The 22554-nt window shown below is 34.5% G+C and carries 19 protein-coding genes, 1 pseudogene and 1 riboswitch; of the genes and pseudogenes, 8 read left to right on the forward strand and 12 right to left on the reverse strand.

Annotated elements, in window-relative coordinates:
* Nucleotides 1–68 precede the first annotated feature (68 nt).
* Nucleotides 69–1607: a Ppx/GppA family phosphatase gene (locus BR72_RS01180; protein ID WP_035429256.1), complete on the reverse strand. Its 1539-nt coding sequence runs from the start codon at nt 1605–1607 to the stop codon at nt 69–71.
* A 496-nt stretch (nt 1608–2103) separates the two neighbouring features.
* Here BR72_RS01180 and BR72_RS01185 point away from each other — a divergent pair, with 496 nt between their 5' ends.
* Entirely contained in the window at nt 2104–2562 is a 459-nt protein-coding gene (locus tag BR72_RS01185; protein WP_035429257.1) for a YkyB family protein, read from the forward strand.
* 31 nt (nt 2563–2593) lie between these two features.
* On the opposite strand, the gene BR72_RS01190 is transcribed toward BR72_RS01185, so the two are convergent.
* The 4 genes and pseudogenes from BR72_RS01190 to BR72_RS01200 all read right to left on the reverse strand — a co-directional run bounded on the left by BR72_RS01190 (nt 2594) and on the right by BR72_RS01200 (nt 5097).
* Entirely contained in the window at nt 2594–3214 is a 621-nt protein-coding gene (locus BR72_RS01190) for a YkyA family protein (RefSeq protein ID WP_051957201.1), read from the reverse strand.
* 56 nt (nt 3215–3270) lie between these two features.
* Nucleotides 3271–4089, reverse strand: coding sequence for a peptidoglycan-N-acetylglucosamine deacetylase (locus BR72_RS01195; RefSeq protein WP_177206864.1), 819 nt, complete (start codon nt 4087–4089; stop codon nt 3271–3273).
* Nucleotides 4090–4427: 338 nt separating this feature from the next.
* Nucleotides 4428–4538: pseudogene (locus BR72_RS26925) on the reverse strand (IS30 family transposase); the annotation flags it as partial.
* Nucleotides 4539–4560: 22 nt separating this feature from the next.
* Nucleotides 4561–5097, reverse strand: coding sequence for a hypothetical protein (locus tag BR72_RS01200; protein ID WP_051957194.1), 537 nt, complete (start codon nt 5095–5097; stop codon nt 4561–4563).
* 398 nt (nt 5098–5495) lie between these two features.
* Here BR72_RS01200 and BR72_RS01205 point away from each other — a divergent pair, with 398 nt between their 5' ends.
* The 3 genes from BR72_RS01205 to metE all read left to right on the forward strand — a co-directional run bounded on the left by BR72_RS01205 (nt 5496) and on the right by metE (nt 10276).
* Nucleotides 5496–7031, forward strand: a complete 1536-nt coding sequence (locus tag BR72_RS01205; RefSeq protein WP_035429259.1) for an MDR family MFS transporter — start codon at nt 5496–5498, stop codon at nt 7029–7031.
* A 271-nt stretch (nt 7032–7302) separates the two neighbouring features.
* Nucleotides 7303–7578 carry a hypothetical protein gene (locus BR72_RS26190; protein ID WP_156107883.1) on the forward strand — a complete coding sequence of 92 codons (276 nt, stop codon included), beginning with the start codon at nt 7303–7305 and terminating at the stop codon, nt 7576–7578.
* Between the two features lie 90 nt (nt 7579–7668).
* Nucleotides 7669–7856, forward strand: a riboswitch (cobalamin riboswitch).
* A gap of 128 nt (nt 7857–7984) precedes the next feature.
* Nucleotides 7985–10276: a 5-methyltetrahydropteroyltriglutamate--homocysteine S-methyltransferase gene (metE, locus tag BR72_RS01210; protein WP_035429260.1), complete on the forward strand. Its 2292-nt coding sequence runs from the start codon at nt 7985–7987 to the stop codon at nt 10274–10276.
* Nucleotides 10277–10530: 254 nt separating this feature from the next.
* On the opposite strand, the gene comJ is transcribed toward metE, so the two are convergent.
* Together comJ and BR72_RS01220 are read right to left on the reverse strand one after the other, a co-directional pair.
* The gene (gene comJ / locus BR72_RS01215) at nt 10531–10917 is read right to left on the reverse strand and encodes a competence protein ComJ (protein WP_035429261.1); all 387 of its coding nucleotides are present in this window, start codon (nt 10915–10917) and stop codon (nt 10531–10533) included.
* Nucleotides 10918–10948: 31 nt separating this feature from the next.
* Nucleotides 10949–11383 carry a NucA/NucB deoxyribonuclease domain-containing protein gene (locus BR72_RS01220; protein ID WP_035429263.1) on the reverse strand — a complete coding sequence of 145 codons (435 nt, stop codon included), beginning with the start codon at nt 11381–11383 and terminating at the stop codon, nt 10949–10951.
* Between the two features lie 260 nt (nt 11384–11643).
* Between BR72_RS01220 and BR72_RS01225 the strand changes: the two genes are divergently transcribed.
* Nucleotides 11644–12402 carry a DUF3967 domain-containing protein gene (locus tag BR72_RS01225; RefSeq protein WP_035429264.1) on the forward strand — a complete coding sequence of 253 codons (759 nt, stop codon included), beginning with the start codon at nt 11644–11646 and terminating at the stop codon, nt 12400–12402.
* A gap of 23 nt (nt 12403–12425) precedes the next feature.
* Here the strand turns inward: BR72_RS01225 and BR72_RS01230 are convergent, their stop codons facing one another.
* Nucleotides 12426–13712 carry an ATP-binding protein gene (locus tag BR72_RS01230; protein ID WP_035429265.1) on the reverse strand — a complete coding sequence of 429 codons (1287 nt, stop codon included), beginning with the start codon at nt 13710–13712 and terminating at the stop codon, nt 12426–12428.
* Nucleotides 13713–13927: 215 nt separating this feature from the next.
* Here BR72_RS01230 and BR72_RS01235 point away from each other — a divergent pair, with 215 nt between their 5' ends.
* Together BR72_RS01235 and BR72_RS01240 are read left to right on the forward strand one after the other, a co-directional pair.
* Nucleotides 13928–14128: a hypothetical protein gene (locus tag BR72_RS01235; RefSeq protein WP_035429266.1), complete on the forward strand. Its 201-nt coding sequence runs from the start codon at nt 13928–13930 to the stop codon at nt 14126–14128.
* Between the two features lie 107 nt (nt 14129–14235).
* Nucleotides 14236–15393, forward strand: coding sequence for an aminotransferase A (locus BR72_RS01240; RefSeq protein ID WP_035429267.1), 1158 nt, complete (start codon nt 14236–14238; stop codon nt 15391–15393).
* Between the two features lie 15 nt (nt 15394–15408).
* On the opposite strand, the gene BR72_RS01245 is transcribed toward BR72_RS01240, so the two are convergent.
* The 4 genes from BR72_RS01245 to BR72_RS01260 all read right to left on the reverse strand — a co-directional run bounded on the left by BR72_RS01245 (nt 15409) and on the right by BR72_RS01260 (nt 20486).
* Nucleotides 15409–16437 (reverse strand): LacI family DNA-binding transcriptional regulator, encoded by a 1029-nt coding sequence (locus BR72_RS01245; protein ID WP_035429269.1) that lies wholly within the window; start codon nt 16435–16437, stop codon nt 15409–15411.
* Between the two features lie 563 nt (nt 16438–17000).
* Nucleotides 17001–17843 (reverse strand): maltosaccharide ABC transporter permease MalD, encoded by an 843-nt coding sequence (malD, locus tag BR72_RS01250; protein ID WP_035429270.1) that lies wholly within the window; start codon nt 17841–17843, stop codon nt 17001–17003.
* Entirely contained in the window at nt 17844–19145 is a 1302-nt protein-coding gene (locus BR72_RS01255; RefSeq protein ID WP_035429272.1) for a sugar ABC transporter permease, read from the reverse strand.
* Nucleotides 19146–19223: 78 nt separating this feature from the next.
* Nucleotides 19224–20486, reverse strand: a complete 1263-nt coding sequence (locus BR72_RS01260) for a sugar ABC transporter substrate-binding protein (RefSeq protein WP_035429274.1) — start codon at nt 20484–20486, stop codon at nt 19224–19226.
* A gap of 307 nt (nt 20487–20793) precedes the next feature.
* Between BR72_RS01260 and BR72_RS01265 the strand changes: the two genes are divergently transcribed.
* Entirely contained in the window at nt 20794–22554 is a 1761-nt protein-coding gene (locus BR72_RS01265; protein ID WP_035429275.1) for an alpha-glycosidase, read from the forward strand.

The following is a 22554-nucleotide window of genomic DNA, read 5'->3' on the forward strand; positions in this document are numbered from 1 at the left end:
AGTTATATTTATTTTAACAAATTTTTACTGGAATAAATGTAAATTTTTTGTAAAGAAGTTCGTACAACTTAACATTCCTCTTTAAAATAAAGATCAATGTTCACCTTTAAGATTTTCTCTATCTGCTTTTTCTGCTTTTCTGCTTGTACTTCTTCAGATAACGCTGATTGCTTACAGTAAATATAAAAATCAAGCCCACCTTCTCTTTTTACAATACGAACAGATTCAATAAGATTACGATTAGACACATTTAATGCTGCTGAAAATTGCAAAACCGATCCTAATAATCGTATTTGTCTTTGTTCGTCTTTTTCAAACCAACCGGCAAATGGTTCGATGCATTGTTTAAAGAGCAATTTCGATTTATAAGAAGCAATTAATGCTAATTTAATCCGTTCTTTATGCATCATGCCATCTATCGTTTTATTTGCTAATAAATAAAATGTATGCTGTCTGCTTGACTCTTCATCAATATATCTTCCAATATTAAATACTTTCGCCGCTCTATGCAACGCAGTCCAATCCTCATTCTCGAAAGAAACAACCTCATTTTTTTCTAATTCTTTACAAATCATCGTCGCATTTTTTATAAGCTGTATTACAAAGCTCATATCCATCTCGTATTCATGAGAAAGTAAGTGTAAGCTTTCTTCCACTACATTTGGATAATAAGTAATGCCAAGTGAACTAACTAATTCTTCATAAAAAACACCTTCGCGTAGTCCTTTTCTACTTAATACAAAGGACGAGGCTTCTATAATAGTTGTTAACATCTTAAATACTTCTACTGCCGGAATAATAGTATCTGCTCGGTCTTTAGCAAGCCCCTCTAACTTTTGCAATTCTGCAAAAGAAAGCCTTAATAAATGTTCGTGTACATATTCAATATCCGTTGTCTTCATCTTATATAAATGCAATCCAGAAATTGGATAAGAAATGAGGTTTTGGTGAATATTCACCATATTACGTGCACTACCTCCAATAGCAATTAGCGGTAATTTCTTATCTTTAAGCCATGGAATAAATTGGAACTGATACCATAAATACCTTCTTAACTCTTCTAGTTCTTCTGAAGTTGGCGTTTCATTACGAAAAAATTGTTGTTTTAACGAGAGCGCGCCGAACGGAAAACTATGATAGTTTACAATTTCTCGATTTTGAAAATACGTAACTTCTGTACTTCCTCCTCCAATGTCAACAGTAATTCCTTCTGTGAAAGATGTAGAATTCGTAACAGCTATATATCCATACTGTGCTTCTTCATATTCCGATAATATTCGAAGCTTAAAATCAGTGCTCTCTTCAACAAGAGATTTAATCTCCATTTGGTTTTTAGCCTGTCGAATTGTTGCTGTTGCAACGCACAACACTTTATGTAACTGATGAAACCGCGTGCTTTCTTGAAATTGTAACAAAGTGTATAACAATTTACGAATCCCTTCTTCACTTAAAGAACCATCTATTAAATAATTCCGTAGGCGCGCAACTACCTTTGTATTTTCAATTTCTTTGTAAAAGCCACCACCTTGTTTTTCATAAATAACTAATCTCATTGTGTTCGATCCGATATCAATAATCCCATATTGTTTTTTCAACGCTCTCGTCATCCTTTTCTTCGTTTCATTATCTCGTTTTTAACATTTCAAAACTCATCCACCATTGCATAAAAGCATCTAAATGAATTAATAAAGTGAAACTTGAATCAGCTCTCACCAATCGGGCTTTGATGGGCAGTATATCTCCCGTCTAACTTCTTAAGAAAAGCGGAAGCGGCTCGTCCAGAATCGCAGGACGCCCGCGAATAACGGGATAAAAGCCCCATCTCAGTTTTATCTCTCAATAATAATAGTATTGACTTACTTTTAAGAAAGATATAACTATATAAATGCATACTACTATGCATAGTTAGATGCTCTTGCCTATCGAAAAAGAAAGAGGGGTTTTTATGTTGTCTTTTCAATTTGTATTTATATATTATACAAAATAGTTGTTTTTTGTCACAACATTGCTTCAATATTGAAAATACTTATTTTAGCTTTTTACATAGAAAAATTGCTAACTTTTATTGAATTATGATAATGTAGACAAGAAAGGAGTGCTAAGGTGAAATCTTCCCAATCTCAGTCTAATTCTTATAATCAATTTTCAGTTCATCAACTTGCAGAAGCAATTTTCACTGTCAACCGACATGCAAAATCTGCTACAAATCCGAAATATTTATATTGGCTAAAAAAGACAGCTTTAGAACGATTAATTACAGAAAAACAAGCTACGAAAGAAGGTTTACATTTTTCCAAAAACCCACGCTTTAGCCAGCAACAATCTGACGTTCTTGTCCGGGCAGGTAATTATTACTTCCATATCCCTCCAACGAAAGACGATTTTCGTAACCTTCCACATCTCGGCAATCTTGATTGTGCCTATCGAAACCCAAAAACACATCTACCCTTAACCTCTGCTAAAAAAATGCTTCAGCAGTATATTGGGAAAGAGGCATTTCAACAAGAAAAAAAGTTAAGCGAACCAACTCCTTGGTATCGTCGTACTTATACACAAAAATAAAAAAGTTTTGGCCGAAACGGCCAAAACTTTTTTATTTTTTATCTTCTTTTATTTTAATGTTTGCTTGCTTGTAGAAAGATAGTTTTTCTTCATTATACTGCTTCGTATATTCATTAAATTTATTTTTTGGAGCATCAATCTCTTGATAAGATTGATTTACACCTTTTACTTTTTCGCTAATCGCTTTTAATTTTTCATCTTTCGATTGCAACATCGTATATAATTCTTTTTCTAGTTTTAATGACTTTTTATAGCTATCATACATCTTTTTGAAAGTATCATAACGGCCTTTATATGCAGCTTGTACTTTCTTTGCTTGTTCTTGTAACTTTTTATCCTCAAGTTCTTTTACATATTTATCAACATCTTTTGTTTCTGTTTGCGCTTTATCTAACGTTTCTTTTTCTTTATCTAACACTTTTTCACGATCAGCAACGCTTTTTACAGCTTGATCTAACTTCTCTTTTACCACTTGATTGTTATCTTTTCCGTCTTTTACAATCTGGCTATACAATTCTTGCCCTTGCTTTTCTAATGTTTCTAATGTTTTCGCATCTTCAAAGATTGTTTTTTCTTTTTTTGCTGCATTCTCAAATGCCACGTACAACTCTTCTTCCGGTTTAGGTCCGAAGCAACCTGCAAGTAAACTCATTGATATAGCTGCTACTATTGCTACTTTTTTATATTTCAACTTCAATTCCTCCTATTTTATATGCGATTATCATGCCAAAAATTTAATGAGAAATGATTTGCTTCATCATATACTTCAAAGTCATACCCTTTTTTACGAAGATCATCAATGATTGTTTGCAAAGCTTCCACTGTTTGCTTCTTTTCATGCATTAAAACAACTTCTCGTTCTTTATTAACATGAGAAACAACATTTTGAATGACCCCATTAGGATTTCCTGGTAATTTCCAATCTAAAGAATCAACAGTCCAATCCCATTCTTTCATATCAACAGATGTCATTTGATCTCGCAATTCTTGAGTAAGACCCGGCATACTTCCATATGGACAACGAACAAGGTTCGGATGAATACCTGTTACCTCTTTCATAATATCCTGAGCACGTTTCATTTCCTCAACAAATTTACCTTCTTTATACAGTTTGTTATAATTATGCGTCATGCTATGAACACCTGGATAATGTCCCTCTTTTACTAGACGCTTAACACTATCCTTATGAGCCGGAATATTTCCACCAATCATAAAGAATGTACCCTTTATCTTATTCTTCTTTAAAATATCTAAAATTTCCTTTTGAAATTCGCTTGGACCGTCATCAAATGTTAAGTATACTATTTTACGCATTTGTCCGTTATATTTGTCTGGCACTTCTTTTCTCAGTTCTACTTTTGGTTGTTCACTGGCGAACTGAATAGTATTTTCTTGATTCGCAACTGCTTTTGCAGGAGAAGTGATGGATTGAAACATAAAAAATCCTGCTGCTACAATACATATTACGATAATAGCAATACCCAATTGCTTAATTATTGTAGAGCGACGGTTCGTAACGTCTACCATTCTATCATTTCCTTTCTATTTTTCTATACATCTGTACTTTTTTCATTTTACACAGCATAAAAGAATCGACGTAATAATAAATTCCGAGTATGACCCAATTATCTTCAAAAGGAAAAGTGTAGAGGTTTTTCCAACTCTACACTTTTAATGAGAAATCATTGTGCAAAATGTACTGATACGCCTATCGTTTATTATATGATGATTAACTACATTTTTAAAGGGGGTTGTTACAAAATATACAATTCCTTGTAACAAAACTGCAAAAAATGTTTCTGAATAATAAAGAAGGATATGCCCCATAGATTCCACTGTTCAATCATGATTACATCGGCTTAATCATATCGTGTTTTACGTCCTACAAATGTTGCGAATCTCCCTTTTCTTTTCTCATGACTTGAAACAATCGTATCTAATTCCCAGTTTCCAAAGGTTTCTCGTTTTTTCAATTTGTATTTATACATAAATTTATTTTCAGTCGGTTTCATTATTCCTTTTTATCAGCAGAACTTCCTTTGTTTGCAATGGTCCATACACTTGGTGATTATGTTGAAATGTGTACGTAGCCCGAAGAGGCAAAGAAGGTAATGTACTGTTTTGCTCAACTTTTACGTGCCATACTAAACATGCCTTTTCTTTCGGTAATAAGTTATCAATGCGCCAACGAACAAGTTGAAATAGAAATTCATTTTCCCCATTGTCGGATGTTAAAGTATTGGGGACATACGATAACTGATCTCTAATCATATGACTAACACATATGTGAGAAACAGACTCTTCTCCTTGATTATCCACTTCAATTTGAAGTGCAATTATATCTTGGATTTCATAATAAATACTGCGGGAAAACGAAGATTGCTGTTTCACATTGCACACTGTAAGCGCTACTTCTATACGAGGAATGTATTGCTTATAAGCTAAATCTTTGTCAATACTCCCTGACCATAAAGCAGGTTGTATACTCAACGTAAACTTGTTTCGGTTTTCTAACTCCTCGCAATATCTCACCATACAAATTCACCCCATTCTCATATTGAATGTATAACAGTCTCACATCTTTCATAAATCGCTCTCAACAAAAATTTATCCTTTTTGTCCTTTTTACCTTATATAATATTCAATAAACAAAAGAAAAAATCATTCTAAAAAAGCTGCACATCATGTACAGCTTTTTCTTGTATTTCTTTATTCTCTACCAACTGAAAATAAAAACTCTCCTATTGATGAAAATATGTAATTTTCAACTAAATGATTCATACAGACGGCAAAATAATTTTACTGAATGAAATCATTTGTGATTTAGTCAAATTTAACTATAATATAATTTATCCCGTTCTAACCAACAGAAGGGATGAGAAAACACTAATGAAAGTTTCACTTTCTTATTGGTATATAAAGGAGGATTATACTTGGAGGAACAATTAACTCAAAAGCAAGCGAGCAATACAAAGTTTGTTGTAACTGGATTGTTACTTGGAATACTATTAGCATCAATGGATAATACAATTGTTGCTACTGCAATGGCTACCATTGTAGGTGATTTAGGCGGATTTGATAAGTTTGTATGGGTTACTTCTGCCTATATGGTAGCTACTATGGCTGGGATGCCTATCTTCGGAAAGCTATCAGATATGTATGGACGTAAACGCTTTTACATAGGAGGATTGCTTCTATTTTTAGCTGGTTCAATGCTTTGCGGCACTGCCAACAGCATTGAACAATTAAGTATATATCGCGCAATTCAAGGTATTGGCGGAGGCGCTCTAATGCCAATCGCTTTTACAATTATGTATGACATTTTCCCAGCAGAAAAACGCGGTAAAATGACAGGACTATTTGGAGCTGTTTTTGGAACGTCAAGCGTATTTGGCCCACTTCTAGGTGCGTATATTACCGACTATATTAGTTGGCACTGGGTATTTTATATTAATATCCCACTCGGAATTATCTCGCTGTTTTTCATTACAAAGTACTATAAAGAATCTTTACAATATAGTAAACAAAAAATTGATTGGGCAGGTGCCATTACTTTAATTATCGGGATCGTTTCTCTCATGTTTGCTTTGGAACTTGGTGGTAAAAAGTACGATTGGGATTCAAGTGTAATTATTAGCTTATTTGCTACATTTACTGTTATGCTTATTATCTTTTTCTTTATTGAACGAAAAGTGGAAGAACCGATTATTTCTTTCCATTTATTCCGAAAACGATTATTTGCAGCGAGTCAAGGCGTTGCCTTCTTCTATGGTGCAACGTTTATTATTTGCACAGTTTATATTCCGATTTACGTACAAGGTGTTCTTGGTGGATCTGCAGCAAATGCTGGATTAATTTTAACACCAATGATGGTAGGATCTGTTATTGGAAGTCAAATAGGCGGACAATTATCAACGCGTACAAGTTATCGTAACATTATGACTATCTCTGGTATTTTCTTTATTCTTGGTATGTATTTGTTAAGTACATTAACTATAGATACCTCACGCGCGATGGTAACAGTCTTTATGATTTTAGCTGGACTTGGCGTTGGGTTTTCCTTCTCTGTCTTAAGTATGGCTTCTATTCATAATTTAAGTATGAGAGAGCGCGGCTCTGCAACATCAACAAACTCTTTCTTCCGTTCACTTGGCATGACACTTGGTGTAACGATTTTTGGTACCATCCAAAATCATGCATTTACAGATAAACTAAAATCTATTTTCCCGCCGGAACTAGCAAAAATGGCTCCAAAAGGTGGCGATACAAGTTTCTTATTATCTCCAAATGCTACTGAAAAAATACCACCAGAAATTTTACATGGCATTAAAGAGGTGCTAGCAAACTCTATCGCTGACACATTTTTATGGACACTTATTCCTGCATCGCTTAGCATTATATGCATCTTATTAATGGGAAAAGACCGATTAGTTGTACCAGCAAACAAGAAACAAAAACAAGTGAGTTAACATTCTCCGGACACAGCTTTATATTTTGGAAAATGTTATTGATCATGCTTCTGCTCGACTTCGATCGTTAAAACAACTATATAAAGAGGCAAGAATAGAAAAACTTTCAAAATTCAATACAGAATTAAACTAATATATAAACAGTCACCGAAAGTGACTGTTTTTTCTATTCATAAAAATGGATTTTCTAAAGCGCTTTTTTCCATTTTTCTTTTTTGTAACCCCTCTCCTTTTTCATTACAATACAAATATATAAAGGAGGCGAAATCTTATGAAAGGTCATTTAATTAAGCAATACGGATTCTCCGTATACTACCATTCTAATTTACAAAAACAAATCTTATACATACTATTGCTTCGCAGTGAAATCGCTTTTCAGTCCCATTCATTACACCCAAAAGAACAACTGGAACTACTCTCCTATGACCGTTTACTCTTTCATTACGCTCGCGATATATATAAACGAATACAATATTCCTACTCTGTTTTTTCACATACATATCCCCCCTCACATTGGTGGTGGCATTTAGAAAATTTTTTGTTTTAATAAAATGAATTATCTTATTTTTTAAAATAGTAGACATTTTCAAAAATATAAGATAAAATCTGTTTCAATATCATATACGCTAGTTACATTCCTTTCCAAAAGGAGATAGGTACACGAAAAAATATTTTCGTGTTTAATAGGGAAGTTTGGTGAAAAACCAACGCGGTCCCGCCACTGTAAGTGCAAAGATTTCTTTCTATATACCACTGTGAAAACGGGAAGGTGATTGAAATCGCTGATGCATGAGCCAGGAGACCTGCCTATTTTAACGGCACTGATAGACTCACGGATGATGAGGAGGTGTTTTTAACGAAAGAGAAGTATTTTCTGCTTCTATGACTACTTTTCGTTAAAGGCATTTCCGAGTAAACGGAAATGCTTACTTTTATTTAGGGAGGAATTTTCAATGACACTTTTAACAAGTAACTTAGGATATCCAAGAATTGGATTACAGCGCGAATGGAAAAAAACGTTAGAATCTTTTTGGGCAAACAAAGTGGATGAAGGGCAATTTGTAAAACAAATGAAAGAGATTCGCCTTCAACATCTAAAAGTACAACAAGAAAAAGGAATCGATCTCATTCCAATCGGTGATTTTTCATACTATGACCACGTCCTTGATACAGCATATATGCTCGGGTTTATCCCTTCTCGGTTTTCAAAGTATACATCAGAACTTGACGTATACTTTGGCATCGCACGCGGTTCAAAAGATCACGTTGCTTCTGAAATGACGAAATGGTTTAATACAAATTATCATTATATCGTTCCAGAATATGAGGAAGATTTACATATTTCTCTTAAAGAAAATCGTCCACTTCGTTTATATGAAGAAGCAAAACAAGAACTAGGCATTGACGGTAAGCCTGTCATTTTAGGACCTTATACATTTTTAAGCTTAGCCAAAGGTTATAAAAAGGAACAATTCGCAATCATTTTACAAAAATTAACAGAACCGTACATTCAATTGTTACAAGAATTGCAAGATGCTGGTGTACGCTGGGTTCAAATTGATGAACCAATCCTTACTTCTCTATCAAAACACGAAATTAGTATCGCAAAAAAATTATATGAAACAATCTGTAAAGCTGTTCCAAATCTATCTATTATGCTTCAAACGTACTTTGATAGCATAGAAGAAAACTATGAAGAAGTCATTTCATTCCCAGTTACTGGGATCGGACTTGATTTTGTACACGGTAAAGAAGGCAATTTGCGTGCCTTACTACAACATGGATTCCCATCTGATAAAGTATTAGGGTTTGGTTGTATCGATGGCCGTAATATATGGAGAGCGAACCTTGACAAAACTCTCTCTCTTTTCCATACATTGCAAGAAGCCGTACAACCGAAAGCTTGGATTTTACAACCGTCCTGTAGTTTACTTCATACTCCTATTGACAAGACAAATGAAGCGCACCTTGTAGACGAATTATACGATGTGCTTGCTTTTGCAAATCAAAAATTAGAAGAAGTTACTATTTTACAAAAAGCTCTCGTACATGGGACAGAAAGTATTTCTCATGAATTACAAGCATCTGGACGTGCGCATGACGCAATTCGCACTTCAGCAGCTCGTAATCGTAAGGATGTACAATCTATACTTTCAACATTACAAGAAGAAGACTTTTCTCGTCCTCTTTCATTTGAAAAACGCTTTACCTTACAGCAAAAAGCTCTGAATCTACCATTACTTCCAACAACAACAATCGGTAGCTTCCCGCAAACACATGAAGTTCGTCAAACTAGAAAACAATGGCGCAGCGGTGATATTTCAAATGAGCAATACGAAAGATTTATTGAAGCAGAAACAAAAAAATGGATTCAATATCAAGAAGAAATCGGGCTTGATGTCCTCGTTCACGGTGAATTTGAACGAACAGATATGGTGGAATATTTCGGTGAAAAACTTGCTGGTTTCTCCTTTACGAAAAACGGTTGGGTCCAATCGTACGGTTCTCGCTGCGTGAAACCTCCTGTTATTTATGGTGACGTTGCGTTTATCAATGGTATGACAGTAAAAGAAACAGCATTTGCGCAAAGTTGTACGAATAAAGTTGTGAAAGGCATGTTAACTGGCCCTGTCACAATTTTAAATTGGTCTTTCGTTCGAAATGATATTTCTAGAAAAGAAGTGGCATATCAAATTGCTCTAGCACTTCGTAATGAAATTAAATTACTTGAATCATCCGGTATTCATATCATTCAAGTTGATGAGCCTGCACTACGTGAAGGAATGCCGTTAAAAGAAAAAGATTGGGAAACATATTTAACGTGGGCTGTAAAAGCATTCCGCCTTTCTACTTCTTCAGTGGAAAATGAAACACAAATCCACACGCATATGTGCTACAGTAATTTTGAAGATATCGTTGAATCAATCCGTCAACTTGATGCAGATGTTATTTCCATTGAAACATCAAGAAGCCACGGGGAGTTTATTGATACATTAAAAGAACATCCATATGAAAAGGGAATTGGCCTTGGTGTATATGACATTCATAGTCCACGTGTACCAAGTATCGATGAAATGTATGTAATTGTAGAGCAATCATTACAGGTGTGTAATCCAAAATACTTCTGGATTAATCCAGATTGTGGCTTAAAAACAAGAAAAACAGAAGAAGTTATTCCTGCACTAGAACATATGGTAAAAGCAGCTATAAAAGCACGGCAACTTTTACAAACAAGCGCGCGATAATGAGGATATCCTTCTCTCATTCGGGAGCTTACCACCTGTGAATAACTGGATAAAATAGAAAACTACTGTCCAAAGGGCAGTAGTTTTCTATTTTATCCATATAAGTTGCTGAACGCAGAACAAAATATGTCCTATACTTGCATTCTGCCTTTGTTTTGAACCTCGCATGTGATAGGAAAATGCACGGTCAGACGCTCTCGTCCTCTCCTAAAAAGAAAGGGATTTTGATGTCAGTTCTTCAATTTATATTTATATTAGTTCTCTTCAAAGAACAATTCATACTTTACTTTGTACAAGTTATCTGCTGAAAGTTCTTCGAGCGGAACTGCTTGCATAGTTACTATGTAATTCCCTGAAGGAACTAAGAAAGGAAGTTTACTTGTTAATACACTACTTATATACACCCGTTCTTGTAACACTGTAAACGGAGCTGACACGATTCGCACTGCTTCTTTGTTTTCTACAAACTTTTGAGTATACACCATGATTTCACACGTATAATCAGATATTGCTTCAAATATAATCGCGTCTCCGCTCTCAGCATAACCTCTTTCAAAATCTTTATCCGTCCAGTCTACATGCGGAGGTGTCACATCTTGATTCATCACCATTAATTGCGAATAGGAAATTGTTAACTCCACCCTTTTCACTCCTTTAATACAAGATACGATATTATTTCACAATAAATTTCACACGTGTTCCATCTGGATATTGATCTAATTGATTTCCGACCCAAGAACCTGCACCTCGGTTATCTGAAGGGCTAATATATTCAATGTGTGCTCCTTTTCCACCTTCTTTACACATCGCCATTGGCCATTCATCACGATCATAGCCCTTCTTTGATGGATATGGAGCTAGTGATTGCTTTCTTCTATCCGCAGCACCCTTTCGATCAATCGTACAAATTTGAGAATGACCTTCTTGCATTGCATTTGCGATATGTTTTCCTGTTTCAGGATACTGTTTTTTCGGGAACTCAAGAACTTGGTCGTATGCTATGTCTTTCTTATCCCCTTGTTCTGGTGCCATCAAAAATTCGTATACACCAATTAATAACAAAAGGACTGCAGCAATTGTAATTAAAATACTTTTAACTTGTTTCATCTAAACTAAATCCTCCATTTTCTTGCCGCTAATATGGAACGATTCTCCTCCTCTTTCTGTCATTATAACAAATTTCATATTCTTATGTTTTCAGACATTATTCTATATTCCCATCTTCTTTTTCATCAAAATCATGCTGTTTCGTGCAGCATTTCACTAATCATGTAGAAAACTTTAAACCTTCCGACATTTTTTTTCAAAGGAAGTACAAAACAAGAAATGGAATTGATATACATGATACTTTTTAGGGAGGAAATGTCATGAATGGAACTTATAAAACGAAAGATGTCACAAATAAAACGGGAATCCCCAAAAATGTAGTTCGTAAATATAGCCAACTTTTAGAAGAACATGGCTATTTTATTGATAAAACAGCACAATCTCGCACGTATAAACTGGATGATGTACGGATATTAAAATTAATTCACGAACGAGCTGCTTCATTGAAAGAAGATATTATGGAAACAATTGCATTCATACTAAAAGAAGAAGAGGCTCCAGCAGCATCTCCTACTATTGTAGAGGAAAATAAAAACCTGCAACTGAATGAACAAAGCAAAAAATTTGAAGAATTCATGCACAAATTAGATATGCTCGCACAATTAAATGAAGCCATTATTCATCAAAATTCCACCCTTATTACACAAAATCGGTTAAAAGATGAAAAGCTAAATGAATTAATGCAACAAGTATATGTAAAAGAGGTAAAACAGGAAGAAATGCTACAAAATCTTGTGGATCATGCCGCAGACAATGATGCGCTGCAAAAAGAAAAAATGGATCTACTCATGAATCATATGTATAAACGAGAATCCAAACAAGAAGAAAAAATGAACAAACTTATGAATCAAGTTTATAATAAAGAAAGTAATCGTGATGCCCAACTCATGCAAGTAATTCGAGAAATACAAGAAACAAAACGGTTAATTGCCGCTTCGCAAGAACAAAGTTTCTTAAAATCGTTTAAAAGTTTATTTGTTCGTTTTAAATCTGAAAAAACAGGAGAAATCAATAAATAAAAGTTACCATTTTTTGGTAACTTTCATTTTTTATGTATTATGTTTTGCATTGCATCTGGTAATGTAATGATCGCTTCCGTACCTTTTCCTATTTCACTTTTATATTCAAGTGTACCACTATGAGCTTGCAAAATACTAAATGTAACCATTAACCCAAGCCCTGTTCCTTTCTCTTTCAATGAATAATATGGTTGTCCAAGTCTTGCAAGTTGCTCTTTCGTCATACCAACACCGCTATCTTTAACACGAATAACGATAGATTCATCTTTTTGCCATGCAGTTACCTTTAAGTATCCTTTATTTTCTTGAATTGCTTCAATTCCATTCTTCACGACATTCATAATCGCTTGTTTTAATTTTGTTTTATCACCTATCGTATATAAATTTTCTGCAATTTCGACTTGTAAATATACGCCTCTCATCGCAGCAAATGAAGACATTAACGTAGCCATTTCAATAAGTTGCGCTGATAAACAAATATGTTCTTTCTTATCAATTTGTGGCCTCGCTAAATTTAGATAGTCTGAAATAATTTGTTCTGCCCGGTCTAATTCAGCTAAAACAAGATGCATGTATTCTTTATTTCTCACATCTTCTGTACTTTCTAGTAATTGAATAAACCCGCGTACAACTGTAAGTGGATTACGAACTTCATGAGCTACGCTCGCTGCTAACTCACTAACAATATTTAATTTCTCAGACTTTTGCATTTCTGTTCGTAACATTGCATTTTCATATAAATATTCTGTTAAGTAAACTTGGAAGGTCATTGTCATAATCATAATGAATGAAGCAAATATGTATTCACTATATAAATAAGATATCATTGGTGTAAGTCCCTTCCCAAACAGCAATCCAAACACTTCAAATCCTAAAGAAATAAGAGTATAAAAAGATGCCAACATAAAAGATAAAACGATTTTTTTCTGTCTCGAAAATGTACTCCACTTTTTAGACAATAAAAAAGGAATAACAGAGATAAAAATAACTTCTAGTGCACGGAGCCAACTTAAACCATTGAGAAATCCATCGTATAAAATAGCGATTAGAGCTGGAATAATACCAACTATGCCACCATACAAAAATGCGCTAATAATAGAAATTTGATGAAAATCATAATTACAAGTTTCCCAAACACAAATCGGATATGTCATCGATAGGATAAGCGTAATTGTTGATAATAATACAATAAAATAGCGATTAGGCTTTTGATGCATACTTTGATAGCGATTTAAACGAATTGCTTCATACAAAAATAGCGGCAAAATGATGATAGCTACTTGAATCATTAAATCACGGATAAGTCCCATCTCCTCATCCCCTATATTCATTTTGATATGATTATATCATTTTATTGACAATTTTGTTTTATTTTTTAGATTATTCTAAACATTTCCGTAAATAAATTGTGAAGATTACTTCACAACTGTTACAACTTTTCGAAATGATTGTAAACCATGTATCAAATTATCCTAATGCCATATACAATAAGTACAGGATAAGAAATCGATTGGAGGAAGATAAAATGACTGGAACTGCACTCGTTTTAAACGAAGAAAACCTTGTTGTATTAGAAAATATTGAAAAGTCAGTGTACGAAGAATTACAAGGACGAACAGGTACAAAAGATTGTACCTGCTGTGTAAACAACTCGGTAGTGCATTTGGGGAAAGTTTCTTCTGTTCTTTGGAGTGAAGACGAAATCGATTGGGAATACGGTTATTAAACAAAAGGTCGCTTTAGCGGCCTTTTTTGTTTGTAGCTTTTCAAAGCGATTGTATGATAAATATGATAAAATAAAATATATTTTACAACGGAAGAAAGGGAGACAAAATGGAACAATTTATTAACCCTCGTGTAAAGGACATTCAAATATCTGGAATTCGTCAATTTTCTAACATGATTCAAAATTATGACGATCTTATTTCACTCACAATCGGACAACCTGACTTTCCAACGCCTTCTTTAGTGAAGGAGGCCGCTAAACGGGCCATTGTAGAAAATTTTACAAGTTATACACATAATGCAGGCTTATTACCACTTCGTCAAGCCGCATGTGATTTTTTAAAAGAACGCTATGATTTAATATATTCTCCTGAGAATGAAGCAATTGTCACTATTGGAGCAAGTGAGGCAATCGATATTGCCTTTCGGACAATTTTGGAAGAAGGAACAGAAGTAATTTTACCAGCTCCTGTCTATCCAGGATATGAACCTATCATTCGCCTGTGCGGTGCAAAGCCTGTTTTTGTAGATGTTCGTAATACTGGCTTTCGTTTAACTGCAAAAGCAATTGAAGAAGCAATTACAGACAAAACACGTTGCGTCGTATTACCATATCCATCAAATCCAACTGGCGTAACATTATCCAAAGAAGAACTCGAAGAAATTGTAGCAGTATTAAAGAATAAAGATATATTTGTTCTTTCCGATGAAATTTACAGTGAACTTGTATATGAGCATGAACATATTTCTATTGCAAATTTCCCAGAGATGCGCAATAAAACAATTGTCATTAACGGTTTATCAAAATCTCATTCTATGACAGGATGGCGTATCGGTTTTTTATTTGCACCAAGCTTTTTGGCAAGTCAAATCTTAAAAGTTCATCAATATAATGTTACATGTGCAACTTCAATTGCACAATATGCGGCAATTGAAGCATTAACAGCAGCTAAAGACGCTCCCCGTATGATGCGTCATCAATACCAAAAGCGCCTTGATTATGTATACAACCGTCTTGTACAAATGGGATTAACTGTAGAAAAACCAACAGGAGCATTTTATCTCTTCCCTTATATCGGTGATTTCTCTTCTTCTTCTTTTGATTTTGCAATGGAACTTGTGAAAGAAGCTAAACTCGCTGTTGTTCCAGGCTCCGCATTTTCTGAATATGGTGAAGGGTACATTCGTATTTCATATGCTTATAGCATGGAAATGCTGAAAGCAGGCTGTGACCGTTTAGAAACATTTATACAACAAAAAAACTAAGAGAAAATTCTTCTCTTAGTTTTTTTCATTTCCACTACAAGTTTGACGCTTCACCAATTTATGAGGAATAATAATACACTTTGGTGCAACTTCACAATGTTCAACTTTATCAACTAAATATCTAGCCGCTTCGTAGCCTAATTGATAAATATTTACATCTATCGTTGTTAATGGTGGATTTGCCATTTCAGATAATAATACATTATTAAAGCTAACAATCGAAATATCTTTCGGTACGGAGATTCCTTTTTCTGATAAAGCACTTAATACACCTAATGCAATTAAATCATCGGTCGCGATAATAGCTGTTGGCTGTTCGCTAAGTGTCATAAGTTTTTCTACTGCTTTTTGACCACTTTCTCGTAAAAACTCAAGATTTAAAATATACTCAGGTGGCAAAGAAATATCAGCCAATTTTAATGCATCTGTCATTCCAGCAAGGCGATCTTTCGTAACGAGTAAATCTGAATCCCCACCAATAAAAGCAATTCGTTCATGCCCAAGTGAAATTAAATATTCCGTTACTTCTCGAGCCGCCGTATAGTTATCATTATCAATATATGTAATCTCATCTTTTCGCTCGTATGGCTTACCTATAAGAACAAATGGGAAATTTTGTTCATGTAAATATTCTAAAATACGGTCATTCATACGAGAATATAAAAGAATAATACCACCTATTTGTCTTCCTTGTACCATTTTCACAACACCGTTAAAAATCTCTTCTTCCGTTTCTCCAGTTGACATATACAATGAATATTCTTCTCCATGTGCAAATGAACTTATTCCTCGAATCACTTCTGGAAAAAATGGGTTTTGAAAGGCTTTACTCGCAGAACTCGGCATAACGAGTCCAATTGTTTTTGTTGTTTGATTTGCAAGACTTCGCGCATTTAAATTCGGGTGATAGCCTAATTCAGTCATTACTTTACGAACACGTCGTTTTGTTTTCTCACTAATGCTCGGATTATCAGCAATTACACGTGAAACCGTAGAAGGAGCAACATTTGCTTTTTTTGCTACATCTTTAATTGTAACTGTCATAAATTTGTTCCTCCTCTCTTCTTTTATTTACATGATTTGTACAAATTACTTCTATATTCATCGTGCATTTACAGTCAATAAGATTTCCACCTTAATATTTAGAGAAAACGAAGAAAATAGATATTCTATATAAATCCATTTAAATTTCCCGCATATAAGTCGCTTCGATGCTCTTGTCCCTTCCTAAGAAGAAAGTGGTTTTTATGTCGCTTTTTTAACTTGGATATATATACATTATTCCATTCGCAAAAACCTATATTAATGTCGATCTATATTCTCCCTCTTCATGTATTGTAAAGGATAGATGGTTATTTTCCTATACTATATACTATTTTTTTGAATTTTTCTTTGTTCCTATACTTTCTAAATCGATTCTTCAACAAAACGAAACTTCCATCAGCAGGAGGTTCTTCAGCCCCCGCTGACGGAAAGCCTCCCAATCGTTTTTTTACGAACAGTTATTCCCCGCCTTTCCTCTTCACTTTTCTCTGAATCTTAAGGTAGGATTCTAACGATCCGCCAATAGCTGGATAAAAAAAGATAAATAGGACATAACGTCCCATTTATCCCTTCGTTCCTCCAGCTGTTAAACCAGAAATAAAATATTTTTGCAAAGATAAGAATAAAATTGAAATTGGTATCGCAATTAATACCGATCCCGCTGCAAATGTCGTAAATTCATTACCGAATTTTTTCGCTACCATTTCATACAACCCAACAGCTAATGTATAATTTTCTGGCGTACGTAAAATGATACTCGCCAAAATAAAATCAGTAAATGGACCAATAAAAGTAAATAACGCTACAACCGCAACAATTGGTTTTGCCAAAGGCATAACAATTTGCCAAAAAATCCGAAAATGCCCTGCTCCGTCCATACGGGCTGATTCGTCTAATTCTTTTGGAATCGTATCAAAGTATCCTTTCATGAGCCATGTATTCATCGGAATTGCACCGCCAACATAAATTAAAATCAGCGCTATATGTGTATCCATTAATCCTGTTAGCTGCGCTAAAATATACAATGCAATTAACGCTGAAAAGTTTGGGATCATTTGGAGAATTAAAAATGTTAGTAGCCCATTCTTTCTTCCGACAAAACGATATCTCGAAAATGCATATGCTGTAAAACTAATTGACAATACAGAGAAAATCATTGTCAAAACACTAACTTTCAACGTATTTTTATACCAAAGTAAATAGTTACTTTGCGAGAGATCAAGTAGTTTTTTGTAATGGTCCAGCGTTGCATTTTTAGGAATTATACTTGAGCCAGAGAGACTATCTCCTGGATTAAACGATGATCCTATAATCCATAATAATGGATAGAAAATAATCACACACACCATGAAAATTACAAAATAACTTAATGAAAGACGTAATATCTTCTGTCGTTTTATGTTCATTTACATCATATCCTCTTCTTGGAATGATTTTGTTCTTTTAAATTGCCATAAAGCAACTGAAATAACAATTAACGATAAAATCATCGTAAGTGCTGCTGCTTTCCCATATTGAGCCGATGTCATCGTCAACTTATAAATCCAAGAAATTAAAATATCTGTCCCGCCTGCATCTTGTCCCGCTACAGCCGGACCACCGCCATTAAACAGATAAATAATACTGAAATTGTTAAAGTTGAACGTATATTGCGTAATTAAAATAGGAGCAGTCGCATATAAAACGAGCGGTAATGTAATTTTACGAAATTGTTGCCAAGCTGTCGCACCATCTACCGTCGCTGCCTCATACAATTCACTTGGAATCGATTGCAGTATACCCGTCGTCATTGCAAAGATAAAAGGAAAACCGAGCCATGTTTGAATGAAGATTAAAGCGACTTTCGTCCAAAACGGATCTGTCATCCAAGCAATTCCTTTAATTCCAAATAGAGCTAAAACTTGATTGTTAATTGCTCCAAATGATTCGTTAAACATACCAGCAAATACGAGAATAGATACGAATGCTGGAACAGCCCAAGGTAAAATAAAGATTGTACGAATGATCGCTTTTCCTTTAATTCCTGGTTGATTCACTAAGATTGCCAAGAAAATTCCAAGCGATACTTGCAATGTCGTTGCCAAAAACGTCCAAATGATAGTCCAAGAAAATACACTTATAAATGTGTTTCGCCACATTGGTAATGTGAAAATATCAACAAAGTTTTTAAAACCAACCCAATCTACAAGTTTTGCAGGAGGAGAATGATATAAATCATAGTTTGTAAATGCAATTAATATGACGAAAATAATTGGAAGTACAACAACAAAGATTAATAACAGAAATCCTGGCGAAACCATCATATACGGAAAACCTTGATCTAATAAATGATGGTACTGCTCTTTTACAGAGTGTAACGGTATTCCTTCATCACGCTTTTTTCCATTTTGATACGCATCATATATATTAAAAGCATATATACCTAATCCAAATACAGTAACAATAAGCGCTAATATCCCTTTTACTAATAGAAAGATAGAGTGATCACGAGGAACCTCTGTACCGAGCGTTACAATCCCCCACAACCCAATATTTAATAAATCAGCAAAAGCTACAAAAAATGAACAAGTTAATACTAGAAAAATAATACCTTTTACATATTGTTTATTGTACAGTTGACCAATACCAGGAATAATAGACAATGTTGCCGCTGTCTTTCGGTGCTTTGAACTGTTTCCTACATGAGCTGGTTCAAAGGATGTCTGCATGTTTCTTCCCCCTTTTTTTCTTCCCCTTGGAAGGAGGAGAAATTGTGTCTCTTGAAAATAAGAGACACAATTTCTATATTATTTTTTCTTACTATGATTTGCTTCAATGTTTCCTTTAATTTGTTTCACAGCTCCATCAAGTGCCGCTTTTGGATTTTGTTTGTTTGTTACAACTAATTGCAACGCATCAGCAGCTGGCTTCCAAACTTCTTGCATTTCTGGAATGTTAGGCATTGGAACACTATTTTCAGCTTGTGCTACTACTGCTTTTGCAGCTTCGTTATCTTTAATAACTGAATCTTCCATCACTGATTTCACTGGAGGAATTTCTTTTGTTTTTTCAAAACGAATTTTTGCATTTTCTTCATTTGTTACCCAATCAGTGAATTTTGCTGCTAAATCTTTATTTTTTGAGAAGCTAGTTACATGCCATCCTTTTACACCAACAAATGTTTTCATCGGTTGACCATTCGGTAATTTTGGCATTGGAGCTACGCCATAATCAATCTTTGCTTTTTCAATCGCTTGAAATGCCCACGGACCGTTCATAATAGAAGCTGCTTTTCCTTCATTAAATAATCCATCTGCAGCTGATCCGCCAGACTCACCGATAATTCCTTCTGGGAATAGTTTTTCTTTATACCATTTTTGAATAAATTCTGCCCCTTGTACTGCACCGCTATTGTTTAATCCAATATCAGCTGGATTTGGTTGACCGTCTTTCTCACCAAATACATAACCGCCCATACCAGCCATAAATGCATTTGCAAAATAGAAGTTATCTCCTAATGCTAAAAATCCATATTTTCCGTCCTTCGTAAACCCTTTTGAAAAATTAAATAGTTCATCCATCGTTTCTGGTGCTTTTGGCATTAATTTTTTATTGTAAATGAATACAGGTGTTTCAATAGCCTTTGGTAAACCATATAATTTTCCATCATATGTTTGTGCTTTTAGTGATAAATCAGTAAACTTACTCTTTACAGAATCATCTACTTTTAATTCAGAAAGTAGCCCCTCTGTTGCTGCATTTCCAATTTGATCATGCGGCAATGTTACAACATCTGGTCCTGTACCAGCTGGACCGTCAAGACGAAGTTTTTTCACCTGCTCTGTCATCTGAACTTCTACAACTTTTACTTTTACATTATATTTCTTTTCAAAACTTTTTACGGCTGGATCTAAACCAACACCTTTTTTCTGATCTTCCCAAACAAGAAGATCATAATCTTTCTTCTCCTTGCTCGCTTCTTTTTTCCCTGAATCTTTCGGACCACACGCGGATAACATTCCGATTGTCAAAGCTGAAACTGTTAATAATGATAACGCTTTCTTCTTCATCCCTAACTACCTCCCAAATTATGTACATCATACTTCAATTAAAATGAAAACGTTTGCATATAGGAATTTAATAGAAGCACAAACAATCTTTCAATCTATGAAAACGTTTGCGCTATTTGTTTTTCATTATACATTCTTTTATAGATTTTGCAATATTATTTTTCAAAAAATTTACGTAATCATTCTCTATTGTCATTGACTTTATATAAAATGAGTACTACTCTTATAAACAATATTAAAGTTATGTAAAAAGCAATCGTGTGCAGTATATAGTTATTTTCTTTAATAGTTAAGGGGGATTTTTCACATGTTAAAAGAAGCAATATACCATAGACCAAAAGATAATTTTGCATACGCTTACAATAAAAAAACACTTCATATTCGACTACGTACAAAAAAAGACGATGTAGATGTAGTTTCCCTCATTTATGGGGACCCATATGAATGGCAGAATAAGAAGTGGCTCACAGCGAAAATGACAATGAAAAAGAGTGGTTCGACGCATTTATTCGATTATTGGTTTGTGTCAATTGACCCGAAATTTAAGCGCTTACGATATGGATTCGAACTACAAAATAAGACGGAAACTATCGTTTATACAGAAAGAGGATTTTTCTCTGAAGCACCTACCGATGACGTCGGCCATTACTTTTGCTTCCCATTTATTCATGAAAAGGATGTTTTTACAGCTCCTTCATGGATAAAAGATACAGTGTGGTATCAAATTTTCCCGGAACGTTTTGCGAACGGAGATGATACATGTAATCCAACGAACACTCTTCCTTGGGGCAGCGCAGAGCCCACTCCGACAAATTTTTTTGGTGGAGATTTTGCTGGTATTATGCAGCATCTTGATTATCTTGTGGCACTCGGTATTTCCGGAATTTATTTCACTCCAATCTTTGCGGCACATTCGAATCATAAATACGATACAATTGACTATATGGAAATCGATCCGCAATTTGGAACGAAAGAAACATTTCAAAAACTGGTAGAAGCATGTCATCAACGGGGTATTAAAATTATGCTAGATGCCGTGTTTAATCATAGCGGATACTTTTTTGATAAATTTCAAGATGTTCTTGAAAAAGAAGAATGCTCTCCTTATAAAGATTGGTTTCATATTCATGAATTTCCGATTAAAGCTGAACCTATGCCTAATTATGATACATTCGCTTTTACACCCGATATGCCGAAACTAAATACTGCTCATCCAGATGTAAAAGAATACTTACTAGAAGTAGGGCGCTATTGGGTTCGAGAGTTTCACATAGACGGTTGGCGACTTGATGTTGCAAATGAAATTGACCATAGCTTTTGGAGAGAATTCCGCAGTGAAATAAAAGCAATTAACCCTGAAGTATATATTTTAGGAGAAATTTGGCATGATGCATTGCCGTGGTTACAGGGGGATCAATTTGACGCTGTTATGAGTTACCCTGTTACAAATGCTCTTCTTTCTTATTTTGCACACGAAACAATTAAGGCTAGTGAATTTATGGAACAAATCACAGCATCTTTGCATTCATATTCCATGAATGTAAACGAAGCTGCTTTTCATCTATTAGATAGCCACGATACACCGCGAATTTTAACGACCTGCAACGGTAATAAAGAAAAAGTGAAATTACTTTATGTATTCCAACTTTCCTTTATCGGTTCGCCATGTATTTATTACGGTGACGAAATCGGAATGGAGGGCGGCATGGATCCAGGCTGCCGAAAATGTATGATTTGGGAAGAGGATAAACAAGATAAAGAATTATTCCAACATATACAAACATTAAATTCACTACGTAAGCAATATAAAGCCTTTAGTGGACACGGTTCATTTCAATGGATTGAAGCAAACGACAAGCACAACTATATTTCTTATATAAAAACATACAAGAAGAAAACAATCTTTTTTGTTTTAAATCCAACAAATCAGAAAGTTACAGCTCCTATCCCTTATGATATCGCTGGTAAAAAGATTACCAACTTATATACAAAAGAAGAGTTTTCTGCAGAAACAAACTCACTGCAAATTACACTTCCACCGTACGGATTTTCAATTTTGACATGGTAA

The organism is Bacillus sp. UNC322MFChir4.1, from assembly GCF_000746135.1.
Lineage (GTDB): Bacteria > Bacillota > Bacilli > Bacillales > Bacillaceae_G > Bacillus_A.